The 20,276-nt window shown below is 72.8% G+C and carries 16 protein-coding genes; 8 read left to right on the forward strand and 8 right to left on the reverse strand.

Annotated elements, in window-relative coordinates; translation table 11 throughout:
- Positions 1-164: 164 nt before the first annotated feature.
- Positions 165-1,805, reverse strand: a complete 1,641-nt coding sequence (locus tag ACFZAX_RS08275) for a penicillin-binding transpeptidase domain-containing protein (RefSeq protein WP_390960173.1) — start codon at positions 1,803-1,805, stop codon at positions 165-167.
- Between the two features lie 393 nt (positions 1,806-2,198).
- Complete coding sequence (locus ACFZAX_RS08280; RefSeq protein ID WP_390960174.1) at positions 2,199-3,968, reverse strand: phospholipid carrier-dependent glycosyltransferase; 1,770 nt, start codon at positions 3,966-3,968, stop codon at positions 2,199-2,201.
- Between the two features lie 62 nt (positions 3,969-4,030).
- On the opposite strand from ACFZAX_RS08280, the gene rsmI reads away from it, so the two are divergent.
- Entirely contained in the window at positions 4,031-4,933 is a 903-nt protein-coding gene (gene rsmI, locus ACFZAX_RS08285; RefSeq protein WP_390960175.1) for a 16S rRNA (cytidine(1402)-2'-O)-methyltransferase, read from the forward strand.
- Positions 4,934-5,005: 72 nt separating this feature from the next.
- Here the strand turns inward: rsmI and ACFZAX_RS08290 are convergent, their stop codons facing one another.
- The 5 genes from ACFZAX_RS08290 to ACFZAX_RS08310 are packed head-to-tail and all read right to left on the reverse strand — an operon-like array spanning position 5,006 to position 8,990.
- Complete coding sequence (locus ACFZAX_RS08290) at positions 5,006-6,124, reverse strand: serine hydrolase (RefSeq protein WP_390960176.1); 1,119 nt, start codon at positions 6,122-6,124, stop codon at positions 5,006-5,008.
- Entirely contained in the window at positions 6,121-7,044 is a 924-nt protein-coding gene (locus ACFZAX_RS08295) for a DUF6895 family protein (protein WP_390960177.1), read from the reverse strand. Before ACFZAX_RS08295 ends, ACFZAX_RS08290 begins: the two co-directional genes overlap by 4 nt.
- On the reverse strand, positions 7,041-8,087 hold the full coding sequence (locus ACFZAX_RS08300) for a DUF6895 family protein (RefSeq protein ID WP_390960178.1): 1,047 nt from the start codon (positions 8,085-8,087) through the stop codon (positions 7,041-7,043). Before ACFZAX_RS08300 ends, ACFZAX_RS08295 begins: the two co-directional genes overlap by 4 nt.
- Entirely contained in the window at positions 8,084-8,797 is a 714-nt protein-coding gene (locus tag ACFZAX_RS08305) for a hypothetical protein (protein WP_390960179.1), read from the reverse strand. The genes ACFZAX_RS08300 and ACFZAX_RS08305 overlap by 4 nt, the downstream gene beginning before the upstream one ends.
- Before the next feature lie 10 nt (positions 8,798-8,807).
- The gene (locus tag ACFZAX_RS08310) at positions 8,808-8,990 is read right to left on the reverse strand and encodes a hypothetical protein (RefSeq protein ID WP_390960180.1); all 183 of its coding nucleotides are present in this window, start codon (positions 8,988-8,990) and stop codon (positions 8,808-8,810) included.
- Between the two features lie 480 nt (positions 8,991-9,470).
- On the opposite strand from ACFZAX_RS08310, the gene ACFZAX_RS08315 reads away from it, so the two are divergent.
- From ACFZAX_RS08315 to ACFZAX_RS08330, 4 genes are all read left to right on the forward strand, one after another.
- Entirely contained in the window at positions 9,471-9,869 is a 399-nt protein-coding gene (locus tag ACFZAX_RS08315) for a hypothetical protein (RefSeq protein ID WP_390960181.1), read from the forward strand.
- A gap of 88 nt (positions 9,870-9,957) precedes the next feature.
- Entirely contained in the window at positions 9,958-10,824 is an 867-nt protein-coding gene (locus ACFZAX_RS08320; protein WP_390960182.1) for a TatD family hydrolase, read from the forward strand.
- Between the two features lie 57 nt (positions 10,825-10,881).
- Positions 10,882-11,754, forward strand: a complete 873-nt coding sequence (rsmA, locus tag ACFZAX_RS08325) for a 16S rRNA (adenine(1518)-N(6)/adenine(1519)-N(6))-dimethyltransferase RsmA (RefSeq protein ID WP_390960183.1) — start codon at positions 10,882-10,884, stop codon at positions 11,752-11,754.
- Positions 11,751-12,686, forward strand: a complete 936-nt coding sequence (locus ACFZAX_RS08330) for a 4-(cytidine 5'-diphospho)-2-C-methyl-D-erythritol kinase (RefSeq protein WP_390960184.1) — start codon at positions 11,751-11,753, stop codon at positions 12,684-12,686. The genes rsmA and ACFZAX_RS08330 overlap by 4 nt, the downstream gene beginning before the upstream one ends.
- A 227-nt stretch (positions 12,687-12,913) precedes the next feature.
- On the opposite strand, the gene ACFZAX_RS08335 is transcribed toward ACFZAX_RS08330, so the two are convergent.
- Positions 12,914-13,585: a lipoprotein gene (locus ACFZAX_RS08335; RefSeq protein WP_390960185.1), complete on the reverse strand. Its 672-nt coding sequence runs from the start codon at positions 13,583-13,585 to the stop codon at positions 12,914-12,916.
- 119 nt (positions 13,586-13,704) lie between these two features.
- Between ACFZAX_RS08335 and ACFZAX_RS08340 the strand changes: the two genes are divergently transcribed.
- The 3 genes from ACFZAX_RS08340 to ACFZAX_RS08350 all read left to right on the forward strand — a co-directional run bounded on the left by ACFZAX_RS08340 (position 13,705) and on the right by ACFZAX_RS08350 (position 20,090).
- On the forward strand, positions 13,705-15,525 hold the full coding sequence (locus tag ACFZAX_RS08340; RefSeq protein ID WP_390960186.1) for an ATP-binding cassette domain-containing protein: 1,821 nt from the start codon (positions 13,705-13,707) through the stop codon (positions 15,523-15,525).
- Between the two features lie 478 nt (positions 15,526-16,003).
- Complete coding sequence (locus ACFZAX_RS08345) at positions 16,004-18,022, forward strand: PQQ-binding-like beta-propeller repeat protein (RefSeq protein ID WP_390960187.1); 2,019 nt, start codon at positions 16,004-16,006, stop codon at positions 18,020-18,022.
- Positions 18,023-18,116: 94 nt separating this feature from the next.
- Positions 18,117-20,090 carry a PQQ-binding-like beta-propeller repeat protein gene (locus tag ACFZAX_RS08350; protein ID WP_390960188.1) on the forward strand — a complete coding sequence of 658 codons (1,974 nt, stop codon included), beginning with the start codon at positions 18,117-18,119 and terminating at the stop codon, positions 20,088-20,090.
- Positions 20,091-20,276 lie beyond the last annotated feature (186 nt).

Raw genomic sequence — 20,276 nt, forward strand, 5'->3', positions numbered from 1 at the left:
GTCTGAACACGGGGTCCGCCCAACCGGGTAAAACCACCCGGGGTACAAGGCCGTCTTCACCCCGCCCGGGGGGCCCCCCCCCCCCGCGCCCCGGGGGGGGGGGGGCCCCCCCCCCCCCCCGCCCCCCCCCCCCCACCACTGCCGGAGGGGAAACGCCCCCGCGCTCACCCCGCGCGCAGGACCGCCGCGACGATCGGCCCTGCCGCGGTGCCACCGTGGCCGCCGGACTGGACCACCCCGGCCGCCGCCAGGTCGTCGCTGAATCCGGTGAACCAGCTGTTGGACTTGCCCTGCCCGTCGACCTCCGCCGACCCGGTCTTCGCACCCTTGTCGCCACCGACGGAGGCCATGGCTCCCGTGCCGGTGCCGCTGGGGTCGGTCGCGGTGAAGCGCATCATGTCCCGCAACTGCTGTCCCACGGTGCCGGGGAGCGGCTGGGCGGTGGCGAACGGCCGGTCGTCCAGGTCGCGGGCGACGAGGTAGGGCTGCTTGAAGGAGCCGCTCTTCGCGGTCGCGGTGACCGACGCCATGTTCAGGGGGCTCATGAGGGTCTTGCCCTGGCCGATGTACGAGGCTGCGGTCTCGGCGCCCGCCGACTCGGGGACGCTGCCGTCGAAGGACTCGACGCCGGTCTTCCAGTTGTCCTGGCCCAGACCGAAGTAGTCCCGCGCCTCCTGGCCGAGAGCGGTGCCGGCCACGTTCTTCTCGGTCAGTGCCTTGACCGGCTTGATGAAGGCCGTGTTGCAGGACCGGGCGAAGGCGTTCTTCAACGTGCCGTTCGGGATGGAGAACTCGTCGAGGTTGTGGAAGGTGACGCCCTCCCACGAGACGGTCGACGGGCACTCCACGGGGGAGTCGATGGTTCCCAGCCCGTTCTGGATGATCATCGCCGCCGTGACGATCTTCATCGTGGAGCCGGGGGCGAGCTGGCCGGTCATGGCCGCGTTGAAGCCGTCGGCCCGGTTGTTGGCGATGGCCCGTATCGCGCCCGTCGACGGCTGGACCGCCACCACGGAGGATTCGCCGAACTGCTTCACGGCCTTCTCCGCCGCTGCCTGCACGGTCGCGTCGATGGTCGTCTTCACCGTCCCCGGCTTGCCCTTGGCGAGCGTCAGCAGGGTGATGGCGGGGGTGTTCTCGTTCCCGCTCTCGATCGACGTCTCGATGCCGGCGGTGCCGCCCGACTGCGCCCCGTACCGGTCGCGCAGCGTGGCAATGACCGGCCCGAGCGACGGGTACTCCTCCTTGGTCAGCACCTTGCCGTTGCGGTCCACCGCCTCGATCTCCGGCGCGGACGACTCCCCGGTCACGAGCGTCGCCCCTTCCGTCAACTGCGGGTGGACGACGGACGGTTTCCAGTCGACGAGCGGCTTGCCGGTGGTCACCCCGCGCACCACGGTCAGCTCGGAGGAGTACGAGAGCGGCTTGCTCTGTCCCTCGAACGAGACGGTCCCTTTCACCGTGTACGGGACCTTCGCCCCGACGGCCGGACCCGGCGTGATCACCACGTGGTCGATGTGCGCCTCGGTGGAGTACCCGGTCAGTACGGGCTCCGCCTCCACCGGGTGGTTCGTCAACTGCGAGGCGGCAGAGCCGTTCCCGGAGGACCAGGCCGCCAAGAACGCCTTCGACGTCTCGGCGATCTCCTCCGTGTCCGGCGGCCCGGTCTTCACCTCGGCGGTCTTGGTACCGAGGCCGCCGCCTCCCCCGTCGTCGAACAGCACCGAGTACGCCCCGTAACTCAGCCCCCCGGCCACCAGCACGAACGCCCCGCCGACCATGGCGACTTTGGCTCCGCCTCGCATCAGTGCGGCTCCTCCCCCGAGATCCTTCTTGAACGTGTTCAAGAACTTGTCTGCGGGGATGACTGTACGGGACATGCGTGGCCGCGGCGAAGGTTGTTATCAGACCGGAACGATGGTTTCGGCCGGGGGCGGGGAGCGCTCTCCCGGACAGCCCGCGGACAGCGCGGACCGCATGAAGGCCGAACTGACCGGCGACTGCGGGAACGCCGGGCACGAATGGCGGCCCTTGGGGCAGGCCGTGAAGGTCGGGCCGGGCAGTGATCGTGACCTCCGACGCGCGGCGCCGGGCCGTCCGCGCCGCGTCCACGGACAGCCGTGGGTCACTCGCGACCGGTCACCGAACGACTACGGCGGGCCCGGCACCACCAGGTGCCGGGCCCGCCGTTTTCCCTGCTACACCCAGGAATCCAGCCACATCCGGTTCCGCCAGTCCGGCTCCGGGATCGGCGTCCCCGTGTAGAGGGGCCAGAAGTAGATGAAGTTCCAGACGATCAGCAGCACCAGCAGCCCCGCCGCCACCGCGCCGATCGCGCGGCGGCGTTCGCCGGTGGGGTCGGAGGTGGGGAGGCCCAGCTCCGCGCGGGTGCCGGTGCCGGCCGCCGGGCCGATCATCGCGCCGATCATCATCGTGACGGCGAGACAGAGGAACGGCACGAAGACGACGGCGTAGAAGAAGAAGATCGTGCGTTCCTGGTAGAAGAACCACGGCACCCACCCCGCCGCGACCCCGCAGGCGATGGCGCCCGCCCGCCAGTCGCGGCGGAAGAGCCAGCGCCACACCACGTACACCAGGGCGAAGCAGGCCGCCCACCAGAGCAGGGGGGTGCCGAGCGCCAGGACCTCGCGGGCGCACTTGCCGGTCGGGGAGTCGGGGCAGCCGGGCTCCTCGTAGAAGTAGGAGACGGGGCGGCCGAGGACGATCCAGCTCCAGGGGTTCGACTGGTACGTGTGGCCGGAGGTCAGGCCCACGTGGAAGTCGTAGACCTGGCGCTCGTAGTGCCAGAGGCTGCGCAGCCAGTCGGGGAGCCACGTCCAGCCACCGCTGCTGCCCTCCTCGGTTTCCGCCCAGTGGCGGTCGTACCCCTTGTCCGTGACGAGCCAGCCCGTCCAGGAGACGAGGTACGTGGCCAGCGCGACCGGGACCGTCGAGACGAAGGCGGGCAGCAGGTCGCGGCGGAGGACCGCCGAGTACGGCCGGAACGCGCCGGCGGTGCGGCGGGCGCCCACGTCCCAGAGGACCGACATGACGGCGAACGCGGCCAGGATGTAGAGGCCGTTCCACTTGGTGCCGAAGGCGAGGCCCAGCATCAACCCGGCCGCGAGCCGCCAGGGGCGCCACCCCAGGCGCAGGGTCGCCGCGATCCGGGCGTCCGGGCGCAGCACCCCCTCCTCGTCCACCGGAAGGGCATCGGCGAGCTTCCGGCGGGCCCAGTCGCGGTCGTTCACCAGGCAGCCGAACGCCGCGACCACGAAGAACATCAGCACCAGGTCGAGCAGGGCGGTGCGGCTCATCACGAAGTGCAGCCCGTCCACCGCGAGCAGCAGGCCCGCCAGGCATCCCAGGAACGTCGAGCGGAACATCCGGCGCCCGATCCGGCAGAGCAGCAGCACGGACAGGGTGCCGAGCAGGGCCACCATGAACCGCCAGCCGAACGGCGTGAGGCCGAACATCTGCTCGCCGAGCCCGATGACCCACTTCCCGACCGGCGGGTGCACCACGTATCCGGGGTCGACGGGGACCTTCACCCGGGACGGGTCGCTCAGGATGAGCTTGTCGACGTCCTTGGGCCAGGCGCCTTCGTACCCCTGGTTGATCAGGGCCCAGGCGTCCTTGGCGTAGTACGTCTCGTCGAATATCACCGCGTCGGGCTGCCCCAGCCGCCAGAAGCGCAGCACCCCGGCGAGCAGGGTCACCAGCAGCGGGCCTCCCCACCCGGACCACCGTGTCAGCCGGTCCGCGAGGACCGGTGGCACACCGAGGACTCCCCAGGTGCGGGGGCTCGGCCGGTTGTAGGGAGGGATGAGGCGTTCGCGCAGCCCGATGTCCTTCCGGGGCACGTGGCCGAAGCGGTGCAGCCGCCGCTCCCAGGGAGAAGGCTGCTCGCCGGGGAGCTCGTCCCCGGCGTCGTGGCCCTGCCGGGCGTCGGGCGCAGTACTCGTCACCGCGCCATCGTAGGGAAAGCATCTGTGCGAGGGGGGCCGCCGGGGCTGGGAGGATGGTTCCTGTGACTGAAACGCCTGGAACGCCTGGAAAGCCGACGACCGGAACGCTGGTTCTCGCGGGGACCCCCATCGGCGACGTGGCGGACGCCCCGCCGCGTCTCGCCGCCGAGCTGGAGACGGCCGACGTCGTAGCGGCCGAGGACACCCGCCGGCTGAAGCGCCTGACCCAGGCGCTCGGCATCCACACCACGGGGCGGGTCGTCTCGTACTTCGAGGGGAACGAGTCGGCCCGCACCCCGGAGCTGGTCGAGGCGCTGACCGGCGGCGCGCGGGTGCTGCTCGTCACCGACGCGGGGATGCCGTCCGTCTCCGATCCCGGCTACCGCCTGGTCGCCGCCGCCGTCGAGAAGGACATCAAGGTCACCGCCGTGCCCGGCCCCTCGGCGGTCCTCACCGCGCTGGCGCTCTCCGGGCTGCCGGTGGACCGGTTCTGCTTCGAGGGTTTCCTGCCCCGCAAGGCGGGCGAGCGCCTCGGCCGCCTCCGCGAGGTCGGCGACGAGCGCCGCACCATGGTCTTCTTCGAGGCCCCGCACCGCCTGGACGACACCCTCGCCGCGATGGCCGAGGTCTTCGGCGCGGACCGCCGGGCCGCCGTCTGCCGCGAGCTGACGAAGACGTACGAGGAAGTGAAGCGCGGCCCGCTCGGCGAGCTGGCGGTGTGGGCGGCCGAGGGCGTGCGCGGCGAGATCACCGTCGTCGTGGAGGGCGCGGGCGACAAGGGCGCCGAGGAGCTCGACGCTGCGGAGCTGGTGCGCCGGGTCCAGGTCCGGGAGGAGGCGGGGGAGCGCCGCAAGGAGGCCATCGCCGCCGTCGCCGCGGACGCCGGGCTGCCCAAGCGCGAGGTGTTCGACGCCGTGGTCGCCGCGAAGAACGCCGCCCGCACGCCGGGCACGCCCACCGTCTGAGCCCCGGACGCCCCCCGCCCGGACGCCCCCCGCCCGGCCTCCGGCCGTACGACGCCACGGTGAGGACACGGCCTACTCCGTGAGCACCCCGTGGACCGTCGCCACGAACGGGTCCCCGTGCGACACCCGCCGGGTGCAGACGGCGGCCAGGGCCGTCCCGGTGTCCGGGCAGTAACCGAGGAACGCCTGCTGCCCGGGGGTCGCCCCGGCGTGGAAGTTCACCGGGCCGTGCGGGGACGCGTGCTGGAACCACGTCAGCGTGTGGGTGTGGGTGTGCCGGAGGCCCCGCCGCAGTACCGGGCGCCGCATTTCCGCCAGCGCGGCGGCGAGCGGGGCGTCCGGCGGCGGTACGAACGGGGTGACTCCGGCCGCCTCGGTCCCGGCGTACGCGCCGCTCGCCGCGAGGTGCGCCTCCAGGAAGGTGAGCAGGTCGTGCGGGGTGGACCGGACGGCCCCCGCCCCGGCGAACCCGCCGATGTCGAGCAGCGGCACCGGTGCCCCGCCGCGGCCGTGCCCCGTCGCGTCGGCGCCCGGGCGCCCCGGGCCGAGCGCGGTGGCGTCCAGGTGGAGCGGCGCGAGCACCTCCCGGTGGACGAGGACCTCCCAGGGGGTGCCGGTCGTGGCGGCGAGGGTGTGCGCCAGGACCGCGACGGCGAAGTTCGAGTAGTGCCAGCGGGTCCCCGGCGCGTGGCGCGGGCGGGCCCGCAGGAAGGCGCGGACCACCCGGTCGGTGTCGTAACCGGCGTACGGGGCGGTGGTCCAGCGCGGTACCGCCTGCGGGTAGAAGCCGGCGGGCAGGCCGGGCAGTCCCGAGGTGTGGGTGACCAGATGGCGCAGGGTGATCGCCCGCAGGGACGGGTGCACCGGGTGGCCGGGCGCCAGGAGTTCCGCGGCCGGGGCGTCGTACGAGAGGCGGCCCGCGGCGACGAGCCGGGCGAGCAGCAGCCCGGTGAAGGTCTTGGACGCCGAGCCGAGCTCGTACCGGAGCCGGTCGCGCGGCCGGTCGTCCGGTTCCGGCGCGGTGCCGGTGACGTGCAGGGTGCGGTGTCCGTGGCGGCTGAGCGCGAGCACCAGATCGGGCGCCGGGCCGATCGCCTCGGCGGCCCCGGCGAGGAGGCGCGCGTCGGCCCCGGCGGCCGGGCCGCCGGGACCGTCGGACGCGGTACGGGCGAGGGTGGGGACCGTGCTCACGCGGAGGCCGCCGACGAGAGGTCCGACAGGGAGCGCGAGACCGCCAGCGCCGAGGCGAACGCGGCCACCAGCGTGGGGTGGTAGACGAGGTCGAAGACCCACTCCGGGTCGCCCTCGGGCATTCCCTCCAGCACCGGCATGGCCCCGTCCGGTTCCTGCGCGGCGGCGAAGGCGTCCCAGGCCGCCGGGTCGAGCGTCGGCTCGGGCAGACAGGCGTCGACCACCAGCAGCTCGCCGAGGAGGTCCCAGCGCTTCAGGTCGGTCCAGTCGTCCAGCCAGACGGGCAGCCAGAGCGCGAGGTAGTCGGCGATCTCCGGCGGCAGTCCGTCGGGTGACAGGCCCCAGTCGGTGAGGTGGAAGACGGTGTGGGTGATGTCGTAGGCGATGTGCCCCTCGACGGTCCACGGCTCCGGCCGGGCGGCGAGCCAGGTGCGCCGGAACGCCTCGTCCTGCGGCACGCTCGCGGTCAGCCCGAACCGGCGCTCGACCGTGGCGATGCCGAGGCGCCGCACCGGGTTCACCTCCAGCCGGCCCCAGCTGGTGAGGCGGTGGTTCAGGCGGACGGCCGCTTCGAGGTCCGGGTGGCGGTAGCCCAGCTCCTTGAACGGGACGTACACCTCCATCGGCGCCGGGCAGAGCGGCTCGCGGCGCTGTCCGTCCAGCAGCCGGTGGCCGGAGTCCAGCAGCTCGTGCCAGGCGAAGTCGAGGAGGGAGCGGGCGAGGGAGGACTGCTGGGACCCGGCGACCCCCTCACGGAAGATCACCTTGCTGATGAGCGCCAGCTCACCGAGGGGCTTGAACCGGTCCAGCATCCCGGCCTCGGGGGAGGGGTCGTCCTCCAGCCGGAACCCCTCCCGGTGGGCGTGCAGCCACTGGAGAGCCTTCGCTCCCACCGCGTGGATCTGCTGGATACCGCTCATGCGCAGTGCTTCCTTTCTGAGGGGGCGGACGGGGCGGGGTCTTCCAGCCGGGCCGCGGTGAGCGAGGCGGCGAAGACCGTCACCAGCGTGGAGTGGTAGCAGGCCAGGAACGGGTACGGCTCCTCGTCCGCCGCGTCCCGGGGTGCGACGGGCGGGCCGGTCTCCGGGAGGCAGCCGCTCGGGTGCTGCACCCGGGCGAGCGCGGGCCAGGCCTCGGCGAACAACTCCACCGGCGGTGCCCCCGGCAGGCCCGCCCCGACCGCCAGCAGCTCGGCGGTGAGGTCCCACTGGTGGCTCTCCAGGCAGCCGTCGGCCCAGGCGGGCAGCCAGGTCCGCAGATAGACGTCCAGGTCTTCCGGCATCCGCCCGGGGGCGACGCCCCAGTCGGTGACGTGGTACGCCGCGTGGGTCAGGGAGTAGCCGGAGGAACGCTCCAGCATCCAGGGCTCGGACAGCCCGCCCAGCCAGGTGCGGCGCAGCACCTGCTCGGCGTCCGCGTGCGGGGCGATGCCCACCCGGCGCTCGGAGTTGATCAGCCCCAGCTGCCGGTTGGCGTGCTGTTCGGTGACCGCCCAGCCCCGGGTGGCCGCGACCCGGCGGGCGAGCCGCTCGAAGCCTTCGTGGCGGAGCCCGTGCCCGGCGAAGGCCGCGTAGATCTCGAACGGGTACGCGGCGAAGGGCTCGGACCGCAGGAGTTCCAGCAGCAGATCCCCGGCGCGGGTCTGCTCCCAGGCGAACGCCACCAGCCGGTCGGCGGTGGCGTGGGCCGGATCGGCGGGGGCGGTGACCCGGTGGGCGGTGCCGCACAGCTGGGCCAGTTCGCCGAGCGGCTTGAGGGTGTGGTCGACCTTGGTGTGCGGCTCCAGCACGTCCTCGGGAAGGACGAAGCCGGACAGGTGGTCCTCGGTCCAGGCCAGCGCGCGGTCGCGTACCTCGCGTACGAGGACGGTGAGCGCGGCGACGGCGGCCCGGCGCTCCGCCGGTCCGCCGTCGCCGGGGCGCTCCACCGTCGTCCTGTCGGCAGTCGCCTGGTCCGCCGTCACCTGCCGCGCTCCTCGGTCATCAGCCGGGCGGCGCGGACGTTCAGGGCGACCCGGGGGTCCTGGCCGCCCATCAGCTCGACGAAGTCGAGTCCCCGGTCGAGACCGAGCGTCGGCGGCTCCCCGCCCAGGGCGGCCAGCCAGCGGCCGGTGCCCGAGGCCTGGAGCCAGTCGCGGCGGCGCACCGCGCGGACGAAACCGCGCGCGAGGTCGGTCACCCGGCCGCGGGCGACCTCCGCCACGGAAGACGCCGCCGCCGGGACGGCGAGCGGCGTGAGGAGGGAGAGCTGGTGCGAGAAGGCCTGCCAGGGGGCGTCGCCCAGACCGGCGACACCGGGCTCGTCCAGGAGGGCCGTGCCCGCCGGCCGTCCGGTGGTGACGGAGGGGGCCACCCGGTGCAGGGTGGAGAGCATCGCCCAGTGGCCCCAGGCGGCGGAGGGCGAGGCGTCGGGGCGCGGCGGGAACTCCTCCACCGCGCGGTGGAAGACCGCCACGTCGCCGGGGTGCGGGTTCTGTCCGTACAGCACGCTCGGCAGCAGCAGGTCGGCTCCGATGACCCGTACCGCGGCGATGCCCGTTCTGTCGTCCTCGTGGATTCCGGCCGCGCCGCACACCGTGGCGAGGTGGCCCCCGCTCCTAAGAGCGAGGACCACCTCGTTCGCCAGGTCGTGCACCGCGTCCGAGAGCCGGGACGAAGCGCTTGACTGGTTCATGGGCGAAGGGTCAGCCCTTCTTCGGCCGCGGGGTGGGCGGCGAGAGGAGCAGCGCCGAGCCACCACCGAGGAGCGCGAGGTACGCGCACTCGCGCGAGTCGCGGTAGAAACCCTCGACCTCGCCCGGGTTGAGCGCGGCCTCCAGGTCCTTCTCCAGGTCGGTCGTGGTGGTGGGGGTGATTTCCGTGTGCATGAGCGTTCCCGTTCTGTTCTGTGGAAAAGCCGGGGGTTGCGTGTACTTGCGTACGGTCCGAGTGAAAACCAGATAAGCGAACCCCGCAAACCGGACATGCTGTTTTGGTGAGGCGCGGAATTCAATTGAATGCTCAATTCATTCCGCGCCTTGTGAATGCGCCCCCACTGCGCCCCGGTGAAGCCCTTTGATTGCGGGGATTTTGCGCTCCCCGGCCGCGCGCGGGCCCCCGGCGCACGGAGGTGTGGGCGCCGGGAAACGCGCCCCTCGGGCGGGTGAACGGGCGGTGCACGCCCGCGCGCCGCCAACGGCTGGTTTCGTACGGGGCACCCTCGCACCATGCGCGGACCAAGGGCTCACCAAGGAGTCCAAGAACGCATCAACACTGGTCCTGAGCCGGTGCGATCGGTATGCGGCGGGTGTGCACTGGGAGGTGGAAACACTCGGGAGCGGCTTGTCCTGCGGACAAGAGGAGCAAGTATGAGTGAGATCGCGGCGACCACGGTCCATGAGGCCTATGCCTTCGCGTGCATGCGATGTGGACACGGCTGGGAACAGGCCTACGAGATAGAGCACCACGTCGACCGGGACGGCAATACCTTCGTGGTCTACAAGGCCGAGGGGGAGCGGGTCCCCTCTCCTCTGTCGACCCCGACCTGCACGAACTGCGGCGGCCATGTGGTCCGCATCATGCGTTCGGGACGGGTCTCGCTCGTGCAGCAACTGCTGCAGGGCAACCCGCGACGCGATCCGACCGGCACCACCGCCGCCGGACGGGACGACGACGAGCGGGTGGCCGCCGTGGCCGTACCGGCGGGAGCCGGGGCCGCCCGCCACTGGCACCTGTCGGACTTGTTCCACCCCTTCCAGCGCCGCTGACGGGGGCTGCCGACCAGGAGCGCCCGCCCGTGTCCCCGGACCCCGGGCGGGCGCCCTCCTGTCCGGCCCTCCTCGTACGATCAAGGGCATGAGCCGTACCGAAGCGCCGCCGCTGCCCGAACCCCTGCGGGTTCCGGTCGCCGATTCGCACACCCACCTGGACATGCAGGACGGCACCGTGGAGGAGGCCCTCGCGCGGGCCGCCGCCGTCAACGTCACCACCGTCGTCCAGGTCGGCTGCGACCTCGCCGGGTCGCGCTGGGCCGCCGAGACGGCCGCCGCCCACCCGCAGGTGCACGCCTCGGTCGCCCTCCACCCCAACGAGGCGCCGCGCATCGTCCACGGCGACCCCGAGGGCCGCACCCGCGAAGGGGTCCGCGCCCCGGGCGGCAAGGCGGCGCTGGAGGAGGCGCTCGCGGAGATCGACGCCCTCGCCGCCCTCGCCCACGTACGCGGCGTCGGCGAGACCGGCCTCGACCACTTCCGTACCGAGCCCGAGGGCCGCGCCGCCCAGGAGGAGTCCTTCCGGGCGCACATCGAGATCGCCAAGCGGCACGGCAAGGCGCTCGTCATCCACGACCGCGAGGCCCACGCCGACGTGCTGCGGGTCCTCGCCGAGGTCGGCGCCCCGGACCGCACGGTCTTCCACTGCTACTCCGGCGACGCCGAGATGGCCCGGATCTGCGCGCGGGCCGGCTACTTCATGTCCTTCGCCGGCAACGTCACCTTCAAGAACGCCCAGCCACTGCGCGACGCCCTCGCCGTCGCCCCCGCCGAACTCGTCCTGGTCGAGACCGACGCCCCCTTCCTCACCCCGGCGCCCTACCGCGGCCGCCCCAACGCCCCCTACCTCATCCCCGTCACGCTGCGGGCGATGGCCGAGGTCAAGGGCGTCGACGAGGACACCCTCGCCGCGACGATCGACGCCAATACGGCGCGGGCCTTCGACTACTGAGCGGGGGCGGGGACGCGGTCGCACCTGCGGCGCGATCCGGGCCCGTACGCTTAGTGGGTGAGCAGCACAGAGCCCGACGCCCTCCTGGGCCCCGCAGACATCCGCGAACTGGCGGCGGCGCTGGGCGTACGCCCGACCAAGCAGCGCGGCCAGAACTTCGTCATCGACGCCAACACGGTCCGCAGGATCGTGCGCACCGCCGAAGTGCGGCCCGACGACGTCGTCGTCGAGGTCGGCCCGGGGCTCGGCTCGCTGACCCTGGCGCTGCTGGAGGCGGCCGACCGGGTCGTGGCCGTGGAGATCGACGACGTCCTCGCCGCCGCCCTGCCCGCCACCGTCGCCGCCCGGATGCCCGGCCGCGCCGACCGGTTCGCCCTGGTCCACTCCGACGCGATGCTGGTCACCGAGCTGCCGGGCCCCGCGCCCACGGCGCTCGTCGCCAACCTCCCGTACAACGTCGCCGTGCCCGTGCTGCTCACCATGCTGGAGCGCTTCCCGAGCATCGAGCGGACCCTGGTCATGGTCCAGTCCGAGGTCGCCGACCGGCTCGCCGCCCGCCCCGGCAACAAGGTCTACGGCGTGCCCTCCGTGAAGGCGAACTGGTACGCCGACGTGAAGCGCGCCGGGGCCATCGGCCGCAAGGTGTTCTGGCCCGCCCCCAACGTCGACTCCGGGCTCGTCTCGCTCGTCCGCCGCACCGAGCCGGTCAAGACGTCCGCGAGCCGCACCGAGGTCTTCGCCGTCGTCGACGCCGCCTTCGCCCAGCGCCGCAAGACGCTGCGTGCCGCGCTCTCCGGCTGGGCGGGCTCCGCCCCCGCCGCCGAGGCCGCGCTGGTCGCCGCCGGGATCTCCCCGCAGGCCCGGGGCGAGGCGCTCACGGTCGAGGAGTTCGCCGCCATCGCCGAGAACAAGCCGGAGCTGCCCGCATGACCCACAGCGCCACCGCGACCGGGAGCCCGAGCACGACCGGAAGCGTCACCGTCCGCGTTCCGGCCAAGGTCAACGTGCAGCTCGCGGTGGGCGCGGCCCGCCCCGACGGCTTCCACGACCTCGCCAACGTCTTCCTCGCCGTCGGCCTGTACGACGAGGTCACCGCGACCCCGGCCGACGAGCTGACGATCACCTGCTCCGGCCCGGACGCCGCCCAGGTGCCGCTGGACCGCAGCAACCTCGCCGCCCGAGCCGCCCTCGCGCTGGCCGAGCGGTACGGCATCGAGCCCGCCGTCCACCTCCACATCGCCAAGGACATCCCCGTCGCCGGCGGCATGGCCGGGGGCAGCGCCGACGGCGCCGCCGCCCTCCTCGCCTGCGACGCGCTCTGGTCCACCGGCGCCTCCCGCGAGGAGCTCCTGGAGATCTGCGCGGAGCTCGGCAGCGACGTCCCGTTCAGCCTGATCGGCGGCGCCGCCCTCGGCACCGGCCGCGGCGAGCTGCTCACCCCGGTCGCCACCGGTGGCACCTTCCACTGGGTCTTCGCCGTCGCCGACGGCGGACTCTCCACCCCGGTCGTGTTCGGCGAGTTCGACCGGCTCACCGCCGGTACGGACGTCCCCGAGCCCACCGCGGCCCCGGCCCTGCTCGACGCCCTCGCCTCCGGCGACCCGGTCGCCCTGGCCAAGACCCTGAGCAACGACCTCCAGGCCGCCGCCCTCTCGCTGCGCCCCTCGCTCGCCGCGACCCTGGCCGCCGGCACCGACGCCGGGGCCCTCGCCGCCCTGGTCTCCGGCTCCGGCCCGACCACCGCGTTCCTGGTCCCCGACGAGGCGACCGCCCACCGGGTCGCCGCCGCCCTCACCGCCTCCGGCACCTGCCGCACGGCACGGATCGCGGAGTCCCCGGCGCCGGGGGCGACGGTGGGCTGAGGGGGCTCTTACGGCGCCCTTCGGGACCTCATCTGCCACCGACGACTCACCACATGAGACAACCTCTAACGCGGCCACCGGCGCCCGCCCCATGAGGAGGGCCGTCCGGTGCACGCGGTCCAGGCCGGCCGGAAGCCTTGCGGCGGAGCTACCAGAGGCTTCCGGCCCGCGCTGCGGGCGTGCGTCTGGGGCTGCCCGACCGGCCTGGTCGAAGCCCGGCCGACAGCTCAGCCGGTCCGCAGGCTCGACTTCGCCAGCTCGTACGCGGGGAGCATCTGGTCGTGCTCGTCGGAGTCCATGCCGCCGAGGTGGACGAGGACCGGGCCCTGCGCGGTGGGGACGAGGAAGGCGCTCTCCTTCTTCCGCTCGTCCAGGAGTTCGCTGTTCACGGTGTAGGCGGCCTCGGCTCCGGTGACCGTGCCCGCCCGGACGTCCGTGTAGGTGGCGCCGGTGGCGCCCGCCTCGGCCGCCACGAAGGCCTTCAGCAGCTCACGCGGGGAGGCGGAGGACTTCTCGCCCCGCCAGACCCGCAGGTAGCCGATGTTCCCGGCCGGCTGTGCGTCGATCTCGCAGACGAGGGTCAGCGGGCCCTGCTGCGCCAGGGCGGCGAACTCGGAGTCGGGATCGACGTCCACGGCGTCGGGCTTCCACCGCGCGGCCAGGTCGAAGGTGACCGGGAGCTCGCAGGCGGAGCCGGCGGCGCCGATGCTGCCGCCCCTGGTGGCGGGCTCGGGGGCCGTACCGGACCGGGTGGGAGAAGGGGACGCGGACGCCGTGGCCGACGAGGCGGCGGCGGTGGCCCTGCCGTCGTCCCCGGTGCCGCAGCCGGTCAGGGCGCAGAGCGCCGCAGTCACCGCGGCCGCCGCCGGCAGCTTGCGTCGTACCGATATGCCCGCCATGAAGTTCCCACCCCGGAGACGTTCCTGCCCGGGGGGCCGCCCCGGAAGATCGCCGCACGCTACCGCATCCGCGCGGCGACTACCCTGGGAAGTCGATCCATCCCCTGGGCAGGAGTGAAATGGCCGTCAATCTGGTCAATGTCGAGCAGGTCAGCAAGGTGTACGGCACCCGTGCGCTGCTCGACGGTGTGTCTCTCGGAGTCTCGGAGGGAGACCGGATCGGTGTCGTCGGCCGCAACGGCGACGGCAAGACGACCCTCATCCGGATGCTCGCCAAGCTGGAGGAGGCGGACACCGGCCGCGTCACCCACCTCGGCGGTCTGCGCCTCGGCGTCCTCACCCAGCACGACTCCCTCGACCCGAAGGCGACGATCCGCCACGAGGTCATCGGTGACCTCGCCGACCACGAGTGGGCGGGCAGCGCCAAGATCCGCGACGTGCTGACCGGGCTCTTCGGCGGTCTCGCGCTGCCGGGCTTCGAGCACGGCCTGGACACCGTCATCGCCCCGCTCTCCGGCGGTGAGCGCCGGCGTATCGCGCTCGCCAAGCTGCTCATCGCGGACCAGGACCTGATCGTCCTCGACGAGCCCACCAACCACCTCGACGTCGAGGGCATCTCGTGGCTCGCCGGCCACCTGCGGGCCCGCCGTTCCGCGCTCGTCTGCGTGACCCACGACCGGTGGTTCCTCGACCAGGTCTGCACCCGCATGTGGGACGTCCAGCGCGGCACCGTCCACGAGTACGAGGGCGGCTACAGCGACTACGTCTTCGCCCGCGCCGAGCGTGAGCGGATCGCCGCGACCGAGGAGTCCAAGCGGCAGAACCTCATGCGCAAGGAGCTGGCCTGGCTGCGGCGCGGCGCCCCCGCCCGTACCTCCAAGCCGCGCTACCGCATCGAGGCCGCCAACGAGCTGATCGCCGACGTGCCGCCGCCGCGCGACACCAGCGAGCTGATGAAGTTCGCCAACGCGCGCCTCGGCAAGACCGTGTTCGACCTGGAGGACGTGACCGTCCAGGCCGGTCCCAAGACGCTGCTGGAGCACCTCACCTGGCAGCTCGGCCCCGGCGACCGCATCGGTCTCGTCGGCGTGAACGGCGCGGGCAAGACCTCGCTGCTGCGCTCGCTCGCGGAGGCGTGCCGCAGCCAGGGCGACGTCCAGCCGGCCGGCGGGAAGATCATCGTCGGCAAGACCGTCCGGCTCGCCTACCTCTCCCAGGAGGTGCACGAGCTCAAGCCCACCCTCCGGGTGCTGGAGGCCGTGCAGCAGATCCGCGACCGGGTGGACCTCGGCAAGGGCCGCGAGATGACGGCGGGGCAGCTGTGCGAGCAGTTCGGCTTCACCAAGGAGAAGCAGTGGACGCCGGTCGGCGACCTCTCCGGTGGTGAGCGGCGCCGGCTCCAGATCCTGCGTCTGCTGATGGACGAGCCGAACGTCCTCTTCCTCGACGAGCCCACCAACGACCTCGACATCGAGACCCTCACGCAGCTGGAGGACCTCCTCGACGGCTGGCCCGGCTCCATGATCGTGATCTCCCACGACCGTTTCTTCATCGAGCGCACCACCGACAAGGTGATGGCGCTGCTCGGCGACCGGGCGCTGCGGATGCTGCCGCGCGGTATCGACGAGTACATCGAGCGCCGGCAGCGCATGGAGGAGACGGCCACCCCGTCCGCCGCCCCCGCCGCCGGGACGAAGGAGTCCGCGCCGGCGGCCAACGCGGTCTCGGCGCAGGAATCGCGAGCGGCGAAGAAGGAGTTGCAGAAGGTCGAGCGGCAGCTCGGCAAGCTCTCCGACCGCGAGACCAAGCTGCACGCCCAGATCGCGGAGAACGCCACGGACTTCGGGAAGGTCGCCAAGCTCGACGCCGAGCTGCGCGAACTGGTCACCGAGCGCGACGAGTTGGAGATGCGCTGGCTGGAGCTGGCCGAGGACGCGTAGGCGCCGACCGTACGGACTCCTCGGGCGGACTGCTCGGGCGGACTCCTCGTACGGAACTGAACGGACCCGGACGGGCCCGGCCGCTCACCGGCCGGTCCGTCCGGGTCCGTTCCGTTCTGTGCGGCGGAACCAACCGCGCAAAGCGGGGAATTCCGGTCGCCGTGGTTCGGATATGGAGGAACTCGCCGCGTCGGTAGGAGAGTTGGCCGGGTCGGTGGGGCGGCCCCCCGCAGGCGCGTAACGGCGGCATCACGGACCGGTTCTCCCTTGGGAACAGGGGGCGGACCGAATCGGTGTGCGTGCTGGTGCAGGTGGTACAAAGAAGCCCCGCCAGACTGTCGCGACGCCGCGGTAGCCATGCCCGTTCCGCTCCATTCCGGGGGAGTTCAGGACGTACGTCGCACGACGCCGTCCGTCCCCGAGGGATCGCGGGGGAGGCCGGAACGGGCACCGGAACCGCACGAAGGGGGACGTGCTGATGACCCAGCCGCCCAGTCAGCAACCGCCTCAGGGGGGCTCGGGGACTCCGCAGGAGCCTCCGCACGGGGCTTCCCAGCCCGCCGCCCAGCAGCCCGGGACCCAGCAGCCCGGGACCCAGCCCCCCGGTACGCCGCCCCCGCCCCCGGCGGCCCCGCCGGCGCCCCCCGCGCAGCCCCCGGCCCCCGGCGCCCCGGCCTACGGCTACCCGCAGGCCCCCGGCCCGTACGGCCAGCAGCCCCCGGGCCCCGGCGCACCCGGGTACGGCTACCCGCAGGCCCCCGGCCCGTACGGCGCGCCGCAGCAGCCGGGCCCGGGCTACGGCGAGCAGCCGCAGCCGGGTCCGTACGGTCAGCCGCAGCCCGGCCCGTACGGACAGCAGGCGCCGGGTCCGTACGGCCAGCAGCCCCCCGGTCCGTACGGCGAGCAGCCGCAGCCCGGTCCGTACGGTCAGCAGGCGGGCCCGTACGGCGCGCCGCAGCAGCCGGGGCCGTACGGGCAGCAGGGTTACCCGGGTTACCCGGCCCCGCCCGGCCCGCCGCCCGTCGCTCCCGGACCCTCGTCCGGGCGCGGGTTCTTCCGCGGCCGGACCGGGGCGATCGTCGCCGCGGCCGTCGCGGTGGTGGTCGTGGCCGCGGTCGGCGTGGGCTTCGCCGTGGGCGGGGACGACAACGGCGGGAAGCCGACCGCCCAGAAGAGTTCGGACGGAAAGGGTGGCACCGGGCCCAGCGCCTCGGGCTCGGCGGACGGGAACGACGAGGGCCGCGACACGGACGACGATCTCAACGCCGGGCGCCAGAAGGGCGAGGCGAAGATCCTCTGGATGAAGGACAACGACCTGAAGCTGCCGCACGCCGGCGGCGCACGGGTCCACGGTCCCTGGATCGTCGGTGACACCCTGGTCAAGGCCGCTTACCGGGGCATCTCCGGCTACTCGCTCGACACCGGCGAGGAGAAGTGGTCGGTGACGTTCTCCACCGACATCTGCGCGGCGCCCGTCAACGCCACCGCGGACGGCAAGGTCGTCCTGGGGCTGATGGACGGTACCGGCGACCGGGCCGACTGCGCCGAGATCCAGCAGATCGACCTCGCCGCGGGCAAGGCGGGCTGGAAGAAGACGATCAAACAGAGCGGCATCTGGGACATGCTGACCGAGATCAGCCTGGCGATCAGCGGTGACACCGTCACGGTCGGCCGTTCCGGCGGCACCAACGCGTTCCGGGTCAGCGACGGCAAGGAGCTGTTCGGCAAGCCGTCCGGCAACTGCCAGCCGGTCGCGTACGCGGGCGGCCCGAAGCTCATCGCCGCCCTCAACTGCAGTACGGGCGACCCGGAGAACCCGCAGCAGCAGATCCAGCAGCTCGACCCAACCACCGGCAAGGCGCGTTGGACGTACCAGCCGGATCGCGGCTGGGAGGTCGACCGGGTGTACTCGGTCGACCCGCTCGTCGTGGCGCTGACCAACGAGAAGAAGAAGTCGTGGGGCGTCATCGCCCTCAAGGACAACGGCACGCTCCGCTCCACGCTGTCGGGTGACGCGGCGGACAAGTTCGCCCCGAACTGCGGCGGCACGCTGGAGATCTTCGGCAAGTCCCTGGACACCTGCACGGGCGTCGTGGCGGACGCGAACACCTTCTACATGGCGACCGAGGCCCCCAGCGCCACCGACCGCACCAACGCGGTGGTCGCCTTCGACCTCGACTCCGGCAAGACCAAGTGGAAGGCTGCCGCACCGGAGGGCCGGCTCATGGAGCCGATGCGGATGGACGGCGGCAACCTGATCGTCCATCTGGAGGCGACCTACGAGAACGGCGGCGCCATCGCCTCCGTCGCTCCGGCCGGCGGAACGCCCAAGATCCTGCTCCAGCACCCGGCGTCCACGGCGCTCGTGGAGGAAGGCATCTTCGACGGCAAGTTCCTCTGGCTGGAGGGACGTTCCATCATCGTCGCCGACCAGCTCACCGAGGCCAACAACAGGGGCGACGACCGCGAGACGGCGATGATCGCGTTCGGCAAGTGACTCCGCGGTCCCCGGGCCGCCGGCCCGGTGCCCCCCGCTCCGACCGCCTTGCTCCTCACCTTTCCTCTCACCCTTCCCCCGAGGTACGTACGAGATGACCCAGCCGCCCACGCCCCCGCCCCCGCAGCAGCCCGGCGAACCGCCGCAGGGCGGCTTCGGCGCCCCGCAGGACCCGCCGCCCGGCGGTTTCGGCGCACCGCCGCCCTCCCCGTACGGCAAGCCCCCGCCGCCGCAGGCACCGCAGCCCCAGGCCCCCCCGCCGCCGCAGGCTCCCCAGCAGCCCCAGCCCCAGCCCCAGCCCCAGCCCCAGGCCGCCCAGCCGCCGCAGCCCCAGCCCCAGAACCAGCCGCAGCCGCAGAACCAGCCGCCGCAGGGTCCGGCCGGGCCCGCCTATGGGTACCCGCAGCCGCAGCCCGGGTACGGCTATCCGCAGGGGCCGCCGCCGCAGGCCGGGTACGGCTACCCGCAGACGCCGACCTCCTCGCAGCCCGGCCAGCCCGGCTACTTCGGCCAGCCCGGTCCCGGGCAGCCGGGGTACGGCTACCCGACGCAACCCCAGTACGCGCAGCCGCAGCCGCCCCAGGGCTCCGGCGGGGGGAAGAAGCTCTCCGCCCAGATGAAGATCATCATCGGGGCGGCGCTCGCCGTGGTGCTGATCATCGGAGCCGGGATCGTCTACTCGGCGTCCGGCGACGGCGGGGACCCCGAGGTCTCCACCGCGGGACCCACCGCCGGTGACGGCGGCGGTGACGGCGGCGCCGACGGGGACAAGGGGGACGGCGGCGGTCTCGCCGGAGGCACCGAGAAGGTGCCGGCCTCCACCAAGTCGCACGTCGCCTTCCAGATCCCGAAGCCGAAGGTCTCCGACGTCACCACCGTCTACGGCTCCTGGGTCACCGACAAGGTGTATGTGAAGACCGGGGTGTACGAGGTCGCCGGATACGACCTGGAGAAGGGGACCAAGCTCTGGTCGGTCCCGACGGCCGGGCAGGTCTGCGCCGCCTCCCGGCACATGACCAAGGACTACAAGACCGCCATCCTCTTCGAAGAGGGCAAGCCGACCTCGGCGGACAAGTACCCCTCCTGCAACAAGCTCGGCGCGCTCGACCTGAACACCGGCAAGATGCTCTGGTCGAAGTCGGTCACCGCCGCCTCCAACGGCGACAAGCCGGTTCGGTTCAGCGAGGTGACGGTCAGCGGGACGACGGTCGCCGCGGCGGGCACCCAGGGCGGCGCCGCCTTCGACATCACCACCGGGGCCCAGCTCTGGGCCCCGAAGATCTCCACCGACGACTGCTACGACACCGGCTACGGCGGCGGCGAGGCGCTCGTCACCGTCCGCAAGTGCGGTTCGTACGACGACCCGAAGCTCTCGATCCAGACGCTGGACGCGAAGACGGGCGCCCCGGTCTCCTCGTACGACATGCCGCCGGGCGTCGAGTACGCGGCGGTCGTCTCCACCAAGCCGCTGGTCGTCGCGGCCGACATCGGCGACACGGCCGGTGACGGCTCCAGCATCTCGGACTACTTCTCCATCGACTCCGGGACCGGCAAGCTGATCGTCCGTATCTCCGCCGACGCTGAGCGGTACGCGGGGGAGTGCGGTTCCACCGAGGTGGAGCGGTGCGTCGGCATGACGGTCGGCAACAACCGGCTGTACGTGCCCACCGAGTCCCACGAGGGCACCGCCGAGTACGGCGACACCAACGAGATCGTCGCGTTCGACCTCACCACCGGCAAGCTGCTCGGCGCCCGCGCCGACGCGGGCGAGCGGTACAGCATGATCCCGCTCCGGATGGACGGCACCAACGTCATCGCGTACAAGGTGCCGCCGTACGACAAGGGCGGCCAGGTCGTCTCGCTCGACGGCGCGACCCTGAAGGAGACGGTGCTGATGGAGAACCCCAGCACCGAGAAGACCCGGGACGCGGAGACGTACTTCGGCTACGACCGGGGGGAGTTCCTGTACGAGAAGGGCCGGCTCTTCCTGTCGCCGGACATGCTCAGCGAATCGAGCGGGGCGGACGAGGACGACCGGCTCCTCGCCATGGCGTTCAGCACCGGCTGACCCGGTGCCCGGCCGATGCCGGGACGCCACCCGCCCCGCGCCCGGGGCACCCGCAGGACGGCCCCGCCGGTCGGAAGAAGACCGGCGGGGCCGATCGTTTTCCGTCAACTCCGTGACATCCGCAGCAGAAGAAATCGGCCTTCTGGGGGGCTTCTGCCACGTATGGGCGCCACGGCGTCGAACAAG

Source organism: Streptomyces sp. NPDC008125 (assembly GCF_042957125.1).
Lineage (GTDB): Bacteria > Actinomycetota > Actinomycetes > Streptomycetales > Streptomycetaceae > Streptomyces.

Bases quoted from the DNA above. Each gene is read 5' to 3' on its own strand.
- ACFZAX_RS08275 (WP_390960173.1), bottom strand. From the start codon at position 1,805: ATGCGAGGCGGAGCCAAAGTCGCCATGGTCGGCGGGGCGTTCGTGCTG.
- ACFZAX_RS08295 (WP_390960177.1), bottom strand. From the start codon at position 7,044: ATGAGCGGTATCCAGCAGATCCACGCGGTGGGAGCGAAGGCTCTCCAG.
- ACFZAX_RS08305 (WP_390960179.1), bottom strand. From the start codon at position 8,797: ATGAACCAGTCAAGCGCTTCGTCCCGGCTCTCGGACGCGGTGCACGAC.
- ACFZAX_RS08310 (WP_390960180.1), bottom strand. From the start codon at position 8,990: ATGCACACGGAAATCACCCCCACCACCACGACCGACCTGGAGAAGGAC.
- ACFZAX_RS08315 (WP_390960181.1), top strand. From the start codon at position 9,471: ATGAGTGAGATCGCGGCGACCACGGTCCATGAGGCCTATGCCTTCGCG.
- ACFZAX_RS08320 (WP_390960182.1), top strand. From the start codon at position 9,958: ATGAGCCGTACCGAAGCGCCGCCGCTGCCCGAACCCCTGCGGGTTCCG.
- ACFZAX_RS08330 (WP_390960184.1), top strand. From the start codon at position 11,751: ATGACCCACAGCGCCACCGCGACCGGGAGCCCGAGCACGACCGGAAGC.
- ACFZAX_RS08335 (WP_390960185.1), bottom strand. From the start codon at position 13,585: ATGGCGGGCATATCGGTACGACGCAAGCTGCCGGCGGCGGCCGCGGTG.
- ACFZAX_RS08340 (WP_390960186.1), top strand. From the start codon at position 13,705: ATGGCCGTCAATCTGGTCAATGTCGAGCAGGTCAGCAAGGTGTACGGC.
- ACFZAX_RS08345 (WP_390960187.1), top strand. From the start codon at position 16,004: ATGACCCAGCCGCCCAGTCAGCAACCGCCTCAGGGGGGCTCGGGGACT.
- ACFZAX_RS08350 (WP_390960188.1), top strand. From the start codon at position 18,117: ATGACCCAGCCGCCCACGCCCCCGCCCCCGCAGCAGCCCGGCGAACCG.